This is a genomic window from Endozoicomonas numazuensis (assembly GCF_000722635.1).
Taxonomy (GTDB): domain Bacteria; phylum Pseudomonadota; class Gammaproteobacteria; order Pseudomonadales; family Endozoicomonadaceae; genus Endozoicomonas_A; species Endozoicomonas_A numazuensis.
Window position 1 is genome coordinate 87,092 of the sequence record NZ_JOKH01000001.1, and the last position, 11,778, is coordinate 98,869.

5 protein-coding genes are annotated in these 11,778 nt (G+C 48.2%); 3 read left to right on the forward strand and 2 right to left on the reverse strand.

Annotated elements, in window-relative coordinates; all coding sequences use genetic code 11:
- The coding region (locus GZ78_RS00365) for an autotransporter family protein (protein WP_034831848.1) at positions 1–5,122 on the forward strand (5,122 nt) is incomplete at its 5' end.
- A gap of 85 nt (positions 5,123–5,207) precedes the next feature.
- Here the strand turns inward: GZ78_RS00365 and GZ78_RS00370 are convergent.
- Positions 5,208–8,297: a chitinase C-terminal domain-containing protein gene (locus GZ78_RS00370; RefSeq protein ID WP_034831850.1), complete on the reverse strand. Its 3,090-nt coding sequence runs from the start codon at positions 8,295–8,297 to the stop codon at positions 5,208–5,210.
- 331 nt (positions 8,298–8,628) lie between these two features.
- Between GZ78_RS00370 and GZ78_RS00375 the strand changes: the two genes are divergently transcribed.
- Positions 8,629–9,450: an OmpA family protein gene (locus tag GZ78_RS00375; protein WP_081869612.1), complete on the forward strand. Its 822-nt coding sequence runs from the start codon at positions 8,629–8,631 to the stop codon at positions 9,448–9,450.
- Positions 9,451–9,490: 40 nt separating this feature from the next.
- On the forward strand, positions 9,491–11,395 hold the full coding sequence (locus GZ78_RS00380; RefSeq protein ID WP_034831852.1) for a hypothetical protein: 1,905 nt from the start codon (positions 9,491–9,493) through the stop codon (positions 11,393–11,395).
- An 80-nt stretch (positions 11,396–11,475) separates the two neighbouring features.
- Here the strand turns inward: GZ78_RS00380 and GZ78_RS27995 are convergent.
- The coding region (locus GZ78_RS27995; protein ID WP_236631449.1) for an RNA-guided endonuclease InsQ/TnpB family protein at positions 11,476–11,778 on the reverse strand (303 nt) is incomplete at its 5' end.

Sequence of the window (11,778 nt, forward strand, 5' to 3'; positions counted from 1 at the left end):
CGCTCAATTAAATGAACTGGCACTGGGGCAGGATGGAGCCGTTGGTTCAATAAACAACCAAGGTACTTTAACACGCGTTACCACCACAGGTTCAGGCTGGAGTGCAGGCCTGATCACTGATGCTACAGAGTTTGCACCCAAGCACAGCAGTCATGTTTATATGGGAGGCAAACAGGGCCTTGAAGCAATAACCAGCCTTAACACTCTGACTTTCCAAACTCTGAATCAACCACTGACTGTTGTCGGCAGCGACAACATTCCCAGACTGGAATTAATGGAAAAAGCTCAGGCAGGTTCTATTGAGGGTGTCGAAACCTTTGTCGTTAATACCCAGGGAGACACCTGGACAGCCAGTACTGTCATGGCCAAAGACATTCATATTCAGAGCAGTGATGTCACCAAACTCAAGGTCACTAACAGTAAGACCAACCCGGACAGCGGTGAAAAAATCTTCACTCTGGTCACCGATGGTTATCAACCCAACCTGACTATTCATCCAGACGCTACGGTTAAGGAACTGGCCTTGGGACAGAGCGGGGCTATTCGCAGTATTACCAATAACGGCAGCCTGGAAACGGTATCTGTTTCTGGTGACGACTGGCAGTCTGGCGTTATTACTGACGCAAGCAAACTGGTAGCCCAAACCACCATCGAAAAAGCCGAAGTGGGAGGCACACAAGCGACATTCAGCTCGGCATCGCCCAACACGCTGGCATTTAAAACGGTCAATAAACCATTGTCTGCAGAGGGCACACAGGGTTATACCACTCACCTGAATTTGCTTAAAGGCGCAAAACTTGATCAGGTTCAGGATATAACTGATCTCAATGTCTATTCAGAGTTTGGTAGCTGGTCAATCCAGAAGCCCGTTATGAATCTGCAAGAAATCTTCATTGGCAGTCAAGGGTCTGTAGATACTATATACTCCAGCATCGAGCATGCTTCGGTCACTGGTAACATCACGGTAGACTTTAGAACCGGAACAGAAGATGACCATGAAGACGACGACTTCTTCATAGTAAAAAACAGAGGAACACTCAACCGACTCGACTTTTCCCAGACTACTGGTCGCCCTAACCTGATGTATGTTCAGCAAGGCGGAAATGCTAATGCCGTTCTGCGTGCCAACCCTGAAATGACCGATGTATTGAAAGTCACTCAAGGGCCTATCCCATTGGATCATCAAGGGTTCTCTGGTTATTTCTTCAGCGGCCCAGGCTGGGACACTGAAATCTGGTACGACCAGAAGTACTTTGAACTGGATAGTGATGCAGGCACCGTAGATTCAATTTCTGTCATCGGGGTAGCACCACAAAAAGCCAAACAAAAGGCGGAGGCCTCTCCAGAAGCCAAATCTAAAAGCATCATTTTTGCCTATACAGACCAACAACCTGAACGTCTGCATATGAAGAGTGCTACTGACGTAAAAGTAGCCAACTTTGGCTACTCAGGTCGCCCTGGCCTGACCTACGAGTTGGCTGGAGGGACAACAGAATCATTAACCGGTAATAAAGACAAACACGATGTACTCAAATTAACTGGAGGTACACTCACCAATCCAGCAACGGCTTTCAGCGTTATAAAGGCTGGCAGGACACGTGATGAAAACAATCAATGGCTGAACACCTGGTCATCCGAAGGGATGTATGAAGGCATCAGCAAGGTTGTGGTCAAAAAGGGAGGTTTGATTAGCAAACTCTATGTCAGTGGCGATGGGTCAGCTACAACCAGTGGTGATAATACCCTGAGCCTTACAACAACTTCTGATTCCCCCTTGAAAGTCGTAACACGTGCTGGCGGTTCTTTAAACGAAATTATCTTTGGTCATCAGGCAAGCTTTGGCGATATCAAGCTTCAGGGTGGACAGATTACTTTGGATAGCAGCCAGTGGACAGCCGGATTGATTACAGATGCTGGCACTTTGAAGCTTAACCGGAACCTGAATAGCTTGATATTGGGTGGTTTAGGACTTACCCAGCCCGTTACCTTGCCTACGGGTAACCTCACGTTCCAAACATTATCACAGCCTCTGAACGTAGCTGGAGAAAGCCAGGCCTTTGTCAACAACCTGGAGCTCTTTGATGGCGGTCTCCCGGGCGACATCAGCAGCGTAAAAAATGTTCATGTAAAAGGCTTTGTTCGTATGGAAGGCTCAGCGATCACTGACGCTGACTCTCTGAACGTGGTCAATAATCTGGATAGATTGCATGTAGGTAATACTGCTGTCAGGCCCCCTAAAGATCTTCTGAGCCATATCTCTATGATCACCACCCAGAGGAACACCCCTCTGTCTATTCAGGGATCAGGCACTACCCAACAGTTGTATATAAATGAAGGGGCTCGACTGAATAATGTTGCTACAGCCAAAAACATTCAGATAACCGGTACTGACTGGACTGTCGCAGGTATGGTAAATGATCCAGCCTCCATGGTCGTCACTGGTAAACTGGATGAAATATGGTCCTCTAGTACTCCAACCACAGATGTTATAGACCGTAGAATCAACCTGAAATTCAACGGCACCTATGGAGAAGACGATGAATTTATGCTGACCAATAGTGAGGGAGGCTCAATAGACTTGGCAGACTTCTCTGCCGATGATGTTAATCGACCTTCCATGCGCTTTGTTCAGGACGGTGGCGACACCTCTACCCTTAAAGGCAACCCTAATAAAATGGATGTACTGGAATTGAAGAAGGGTTCCATAGGTAACGCTAGCGGTTTCCTCAATGCCAGTATTTCCACTGACGATACTGGAAGCCTGGATATGGAGAACCCGATCAGTCTAGTCATTACCGAGGGCGGTAAGGCCAGTGTGAAAGAATATGAAGATGGCAGAGTTCCTCTTGTTTCTGCTCAGTACACTACAGACATCAGAGTCACTTTGCCTGTCAACGCTGCCCCCGGTACTGCTCCAAATCCTGCAGCTAACTGTACTGGAGGTGTCTGTGATTTTGTGATCACCAATGCTGGAGGTGAAATAACTGACCTGGAGTTAACCGGTAACCGGGAGGGTATGCGTAGTAAGCGACTCCAGCTCCTTCAAGCAAGTGGATTAACCAATGACGTTGAAGCCAGCCAGACCATGCACGACCGCGTTATTCTACAGGGAGGTACCATCGGAGACATGACCGGAGTCGATGAAGTGGTGATTACTGGCTCATCCTGGACAGCGGGTGCGGTTCACGATCCATCGACAGTGGCTATTGGTACTTCAGCAGAAGCCAATAATTTATCCAGACAGGTTCAGAAGATCTTTCAGATGAAACCGGATAGCACTCAGGCAAAAGTCATGACGGCAGACTCTGGTGTCACTGTTAACAAGATCACCACTGTGATGAGCAACGGTATAACCCAAGAGGCAAGAACAGGCATACTGACTTTGGATCTGAAAGGCAGACAACCCCTAACAAGTAGTAAGGCTGTCACCCAAGTGGATATCCAGAGCGGAAGCAAAGTAGAAGATATAGACTTTTCTGATACTTCAGACCGAGGCGGGATTGAGGTCAACCTTAAAAACGGCAGCCTCGCCAATCTAAAGGCAAATCGAGACAAGGATAGCCTGAACGTCACCCAGGGCAGCATGACGGGCCAAGGCAGTGGCTTGAAAGAAATGTCAGTACCTGGTCACTTAACTCTGAGCAACGGTGCGACAATTTCTGATACCGTCACTTACCGTCAGGAGGGTACTCTCGCGGCTGTACTTTCATCTTCCGCGACTCAGCAGGCAGCCGTTCCTTTAGTTCAGGCCGGACAAATCGTTCTGGGTGAAAAAGCAGTCCTGGAGCTGATGGGAGCGCTTGATGATAATGGTGGTGGAACCAGCTATCTGGCAATGAAGGCAGATAAAAGCCTATCTGGCAGAGCTGAAGTGAAGGATCCAATGAGTCTCCGCTACACCCATTACAGCAGTGTTGTTTCAAATAACAGCCTGATGGTCAGCGGCTCTTCTATGGGTAGCTACATAAAGGGGCTTGCTACCAGTGGACAAGCCAATCCCTCAGCCCAAAAAGCTATTGAAATAGCCACAGACCCTAAAGGAGGATCAGCTATTGAGATGGCCAATGTTAAGGACCCATTGAACGATTGGGTGCGGGATGCAACCAACAAGGTGAACAAAGATTCAGTTGAAGTAGCCAAAATAGCCAACCAAATGACCCCTGACCTGTCAGGAGCGTCCATCAGTTCTGCCAAAGCGTCTATCAATCAGGCAGGTAATGCCATTGGCGCCAGACAGTCCGGACTTCGCACGGGTATTTCTGCAGGCGACATGTTCTCTTCCGGAAACATCTGGTTGCAGTATGCGAACAGTGACGCCACTCAGGACAAAAAGGACAACTACTACGGTTATGAAGCCAAAACCAATGGGTTCACTATTGGTGCCGATTCAGACCTGAATGACCGGTTTAAACTGGGTGTCGCCTATACCTACTCAAAGGGTGATGTAAAAGGCACTGACGGTTCAACCAGCAAGATGGATACTGAAGGCAACACCTTGAGTGTCTACTCTACCTTTGAGCAGGGTCCCCTGTTTGTGGATGGTCGTGTAGGTTATACCCAAGGTGAAAACGATGGTAAACGCTACGTTCAGGGCAGTGAGATCAAGGCCAAGTATGACGTCAACTCTTGGGATGTAGGGCTGCTTGGGGGTTATAAACTGCCACTGGGTCAGTCTGGACAGTGGAGCTGGATTCCTCAGATTGCCTTTAACTATGCCAACATCAAGCCAGACGACTACAAGGAGCAGAGCGGTACCGGTCAGTCAGGCATCCTGCTGTTTGACAAGATTTCAAGCGACAGTTACGAAATACTGGAACTGGGAGTTGGCCTGAAACTGTTGGGTGATATTAAAACCGAAAACATGTACTTCAAACCCGAAGCCAGTCTGATGGCTTACCACGACTTCAAGGATGATCCGGTCACCATGACTGCACACTTCGCTCAGGGGGGTAATGCTTTTCTGGTGAACGGTGCCAACCGCGAAGAAAATCGCTATCAGTTTGGTGCTGCTGTTGATATGGAAACTCACAACAACATGACCTTTACCCTGAGCTATACCTACGACTGGATGGACAGCTACAAAGCACACGGCTTTATTGCCAGAGCCAGCTACGCATTCTGAGTAACATTTAATCGATTATATCGGTCCACTAAACAAAAAGAGCGGCTTCTGAAAAGAAGTCCGCTCTTTTTTTATCCACGCTTAATCACAGATTACAAACAAAGGTCCAGGTCTCATCACTGCCAGGTTTAGAACTCGTCCACCATTTTGCCTGATAGACGGCATCATCATGAATCACCTGATCGCCGCCATTGGCATGGGTGCCACCCTTTGGCCAGTCAGGGTAAACAGACAGTCCTGCAGTACTCACACCCGCTGACTCACAAGTGACTCCGTTACCATTACCCCCACTACTGCTGCTGAGATCAGCCAACGGTAAATCAGGATATTCTTGCTTCAGAGCATAGACAGTTCCATTGATATTGACCGTCCAGGCTTGTGGCCCGGTAATGGGCAGATAGTAATTCAATGTTACTTCCACACTGGCGCCATCGGCCAGGTTCTGCCAGCTGGGTAACTTCACAGACACCCGATGGAATTCGTTATCCAGACCACCTACGTTGTTGCCGGCAGCATTGGCTCCGCTTTCTATCACCTGCAGATCAAAGCCACTCTGATCAGAAATTTCGTCCGATGTAGAGGTTGGCATATCAAACTGGAACTCAGAGCCACCCGGTACAGTACTGCCACTGCGATTAGTTATTTTCAGTTTGGGATTCAGCGGGTAGTTCTGATCACCCCGTTTAAAACCACCTACAGAGACTTCTATATCCACTGCTTCAGCAGGCACTGTTCTATCTGTACGACGGTTGTCATAGACAGAAGCACTGGCAAATCGATCATAAGCCAGAGAAGTCAGAGTCGTACCAAAGGTGTATTCATTTTGAATTGAATCCCAACCATAGTCACCGGCCAGCTCCCAGAACATGATGCCACCGACACCACTATCAATAACATACTGAAGCTTGGTAGCCATTGATTCTTCATCTTCGATGGACAGGAAGACTTTCTTGCTGTCGTTCCAGAGCCAGGGAGCGACAGCAACACTGTCGTAGAATCGCTGATAACTGCCAGTCAAGCGGTGATTCGTATTATTATCAGGATTCAGTCCCCAGGATTTCAGGTAACTGCCCTGAATATTATTCTCCAGGTTTTTGGCATGCCAGAGAGGATTAGACCCAGCTCCCATTTCATTTCCATTGCCATCCTTATCGTGCCACATATTATCAATGCCAGTAGCACCATAACCGCATTTCGCACTGCCACCGGTGCCTTCCGGACAATCGGATTGACTGGGCAGTGGTGCCTTACCATTCAAACCCTTGTTGCCACCAGAAACGCCTTGCCAGCCTCGGGTATAATACGGCACACCAATGTTGATTCGTCCTGCCTGCATAGCCCCACGAAAGTATTTAACAGCCCAGTCCGTATTCAGATAACCAATACCACCATACTGGGAGGTCGAATACACTCCGGCACTTTTCAGTTCGCCATCATCTCTATTGTCGTACAATGCAGCATTGTGACCGACAAACTCGTTCCAGGCTCCATGCAGGTCATAAGACATGATGTTGACGTAATCCAGATATTGGGTCACCTGAAAGGTTTCCATACCTCGCAACAAATAGCCTGATGATGGAGAGGCAATGGTCAGCATATAGTGTTTACCATCCTCTGCTCCGGCAGCGTCCAGCTTTTGCCTCAGCACTTTCATCAGTTCTACATAAGAGGCCATCAGACCGCCACGCATGCTGTCAGCAATGGCAAAGTCCAGCGGGTTACCGGCATTGTTCATGGATGTCGGGTATTCATAATCAATATCTGCACCATCAAAACCATAATCTCTCAGAAACTGAACGACAGAGTCTGCAAAAGTATTGATACCGGCGTTATTAATGCTGCCATCCGTATTGGTGGTCATGGTGTAAAAACCACCACTCTCTACTCGTTGACCACTCTCATCAAAGTAGCCACCTGTCTCGGCCCAGCCTCCAACGGAGATCAGAGTCTTAACATCCGGGTACTGCTGCTTGTACTTGTTCAGAAGATTTAAATGACCTTTGTAGCTGAAGTCTGTGGACATTTCAGCCCCGGCCACACCGGGCCATTCCATACCTGTCGCGGGGTTATCAGGGTTGGAAGGGTTACCAATAGAGATCTTGTTTTCTGCATCGACATGGGCAAAGGCATAATTGATATGAGTCAGCTTATCCCAGGGAATGTTGTTCACCAGATATGAGGGCTGGCCATTGGCACCATTCCTCCAGGAGGTAAAGTAACCAATGATCCTTCTTGGGTGATCAGCCCCCATTATTTCTCGACCGTTTTCATCATACACCGTGCAATAAGGGGTATTCACACCCGGTGTTTGGTATAGCCCGTCAGGTCTGCAATCACTTCCCCCTAAACTGGAACCGGTTACATTAATAGTCACCAAAGCAGAATCTTTTTCGGCCTTCTCATTATCATAAGCTTTGGCTTTTATCTGGTGACTGCCTGTGGTTGCAGTCCAGTCCAGACTGAACGGTGCAGAAGTATCTTCACCCACCAGCAGGTTACTCACATAAAAAGCCACTTTGACAACCGAGCCGTCACTGTCTGAAGCATCTGCAGTCAGTGTCACAGTATCCCCTTCATGATATTCACTGCCTGCTCCGGGAGCTGTGAGTGAAACCGCAGGTGGCTGGTTAGAACTGACTGCATTGACGATAATGGAAACCGTTGAGGAAGACGCTTCAGCATTGTCATTATCAATCGCTTTTGCCAAAAGCGTGTGACTGCCTGCAGTGGCTGTCCAATGGGCACTATAAGGAGCACTGGTATCCGTGGAAATCAGTGCACTGTCGCGATAAAACTCGACCTTGGTCACCGATCCATCACTGTCTGTGGCAGTCGCTGTTATAGTGACAGCGTCTCCTTCTGTGAAACTCGCATTTTGAGAGGGTGAGTTCAAAGAGACGGAAGGAGCCAGGTTCGGTTGTGGAGGAGGCACCAAACCATCGCACTGCCCCAGATTTTTCCACTCCTGATACTGCCCTGAACGTTCGGCAGGATTATTACCCTGAGTCCACCAGTTTGCCTGATAGCCTATCCCTTTATGCTGAATCTGCTTGCCACCGACATAGGCAACACTGGCTTCCCATTCACTGAGTCCGCTGCAATCATAGCCATGTGCTGCCAGACTGGTCAGCAAAGCCATGCTTGAAAGACTCCCCACGATTAGCGTTTTTATCATTATGATCACCCACCCCTCCTGATCGTTTGTCCAGCCGGGCCAGAAAATACGTTCAGGATCGATAAATTGCAGACACCTCTAACTACTGCTCTAAAAATGCATGCCCCAAGCCGAAAAAAAACAATGAAACCGGTTTCATTTTTATAGACTTAAACATCTCAAACAAACGCACGGCCGACAAGTGACCTGGTTAACAAACCGAACAAAAAATAAACTTTACTATTATTTATATTTAATCGGTCGTTTAATTTTACAATCGCCACTTTGCTGTCTGATCGCTGACCTATACTGAGACTCTCTCCTTCATTGGCTGATTATCGAGGAGTCTGCGATGCGAGCTAATTATCTCATCCGGCTATCTATACCTGTTATTCTTGCGACACTCCTTTCTGGCTGTGCCTCTGATGGCTCCATGAAACGTTGGGGACAATGTGCCCTGATCGGTGGGGGTGCCGGTGGTATCATGGGCGCCATTGAAAGTGCAGGTGCCGCTGCTGGCGGAGCCGTTGCCGGTGCTTTATTAGGAGGCCTGCTGTGCAGTTATTCCTCTGACGGTGATTCAGACTTTGATGGTGTTATGAACAGCAAGGACCGCTGCCCTGATTCTCCGGTAGGTGTACGCGTTGACGAGCATGGCTGCACACTGGATAGCGATAACGATGGTGTTCCAGACAAAATGGACAAGTGCCCTGATACACCTCCGGGTGTCGCAGTCAATGCCGAGGGATGCCCTGACTCGGATCACGATGGCGTCCCTGATAATCTGGATCAGTGCCCTGACACTCCCGCTGGTGTAGCTGTAGATACCAAAGGTTGCCCAATCTCTCAGGATCTGGGAAGCATTCTCTTCAAGTTTGATAAAGCCACACTGGATGACAACGCCAAAACCTATCTGGATAAAGTCGCCATGAAGCTGAAAGAAGACAAGCACATCAAACTGAAAGCTTTTGGTTATACCGATAGCTCTGGTGTCGATACATATAACGAGAAACTCTCTAAACGACGGGCTGAAGCAGTGAAACAGTATCTGATCGACCAGGGAGTCAATCAGGAGCAGGTGGAAGCCCTGATTGGAGGCATCGTCAGAGCTCATAACGAAACCCGTGAAGGCCGCGCTCTCAACCGGAAAGTAGAGCTTTATACCGGCATCTGAAACAGGTTCGTGAGGATTTCAAATTGCCAGGGAAGGCAGGATGAATATTTTATCAAACTTTTATCATGGATTGTCCGGGCTTGCCCGCACCGTCAAGGATGGTGTGGTTTCCCGATTTCGGGGAAAAAAAGCCGAGGTGGTCAGGCATCCCGTTCGCCAGATGAAGGAGAGTACACCCGGTAGTTTTGATACCCATGCTGGAATTCGCCAGATGACAGAGAGAAACCTCAGCGGGTTCGATACCCAACAAGGCTCTGTTGCCAACAAAGGTTACCTTCTGGCCAAAGAACTCTCTGATCAATCATTGTCTGCTCATAAAGTTTCAAGTATTGAACTTCCCCCCCGCTTTCCTTTTGTTGAAGTCAAAGAAGAAAACAAAAAGCCTCAGGAATCGCCTTCGCGCGCCAGAAAAATTCTGACTGCTCTTATGCCAGGCAACGCAGCTTTGCCCGAAGGCTCTGATATTTCAGTAAAACGGGCCAGGAGGGGACAAACCCGAAGATTGAGGAAAGGCCTTCAAACCATTAAGAGAGAAACCGGACTGGACGTCTCGATCCGTAACTTTGACAACCAGGCTGCTCATCTCAGAGACTTTCTGACCGGTAACGGAGCTACTCCGGGTTATCAAGAGATAAAAGTCTTTTTCGACCAGGTAAAGAGTGTAATGGCAAAAGCTGACTCTCTTCCGGGGCTGATCAAACTGGCGGTAACCGAATACATGGTTGTGCTTTCGGATTTGGGGCAGGCTGCTCAATTCAAAGCTCTGGGACAAAGACAACAACTGGCAGAACATTTTTTGCCCGGCCATGATGGTTTCAAGGCTCATTGCCTGAGGCGCAACCTGGATCCGGATTCTGCCCTCAGCCTGCAATACCTCAATCAATTTCAGGGAAAGCTCATGGGCTGGCAGGACGATCAGGGGCACTGGCACCCGGGGCTGGTAGAAGACCTGGAATTGAGTAGCATGCCAGCATTAAGAAATAGACTGGAAGCAGAGCTAGAGGCTTTTATCAATCAAATTGGGGGAGTCATTCCTCAACCCAGCCATACCGCACCCTTAACTCATGACCAGTTGCAAAAAGAAGTGGCCCAACTGTATGGCAAGCACGGCATAAAGGATTTACCGAACAAACAACAGAATCCTATCACTCACTCTTCAGCAGAGCTAAATCCTGGTTTGAAAAGTGCGACCCGGTACCAGGTTCGTCCTTCAGGAAATCTTCAAAATCATCCAGCTGTCCCTCTCGAAAAAGCCCGGGTACACCATTGGGTATTTGAGCAACTGCTGTCCGATTACCAAAAAACTCATGCAGAAATTGACCAGAAATTGTGGCAAAGTCAAACAACCCTAAAGTCTCAATTGATAGATATTGATGAGTCTCAGTTCCACCCTGAACAAGATCATGATGAGCCTAACCCGAGTACCCAACATTCCCCTTCGGAAGCCCTTGACGAGGCACAAAAACACTTTAATGCGTTGCATAAAAGAAAAAGAAACACCCAGTTCCCCCCTCTTCCCACGCTGATATTAAGAAATAGCAAAGGAACACGAATAGATTCAGACTTTATGAAAAAGCCTGAACTTGATGACCCGGACTTCACCCTGCATGTCGTTCGCTGCCAGACCGAAGATTACAAACAGATCAATCAGGTATTGTTGAATACCCCGGGGTTTGAAAGCAAAGAAGCTCTGGATCAGTTCAAGGATACAATGAGAAGCTTCAGGAACCATTGTTACCAGTACGCAATTGGAGCGGCTTTGCCGAGTAAAGTCTTCTCAGAGAATGACACGAAACTCCTCATTAACTGCCGTCAGCGAATAAACAGCGCCATGGAAACCTTGTTGGCAAACCCCGAGACTGGTGACACTGCAGCAGCCTTTCACTACCTTAGAATGCAGGAAGCGGTTTTGGAAAATTTCCTGAAGATGAACGACTTACTCTGACCGCTACTAAAAACCTACGACAATCACTGATTATCTGGGTTTATCTACACCGTCAACACGGCTGCATACCGAAGTATGTCTTACGCCACTCTTGTGTAGGGTTTAAGGTCGAGCTGTAACGTGTCTCGACCATATCTATCTAAATTAACTGAGGCGTTGAAGTCTCGGTTATGGTGGGCTTTACAGCTTGGGCAGTCCCACCACTGGACACCAAGAACCACAGCATCATTTTTATGGCCACAGCCACTGCATGTCTTGCTGGACGGGAAGAACCTGTCAGCAATGACCACTTCGCGCTGCCGTAATTCGGCCTTGTATTCAATGAACTGGCGCAACATTCCGAAACCTGCGTCGTTCACAGCCCGGGCCAGTTTGTGATTCTT

Excerpts from the sequence above, each read along its gene's own strand:
- GZ78_RS00380 (WP_034831852.1), top strand. The coding sequence starts at position 9,491 with ATGAATATTTTATCAAACTTTTATCATGGATTGTCCGGGCTTGCCCGC.
- GZ78_RS00370 (WP_034831850.1), bottom strand. The coding sequence starts at position 8,297 with ATGATAAAAACGCTAATCGTGGGGAGTCTTTCAAGCATGGCTTTGCTG.
- GZ78_RS00375 (WP_081869612.1), top strand. The coding sequence starts at position 8,629 with ATGCGAGCTAATTATCTCATCCGGCTATCTATACCTGTTATTCTTGCG.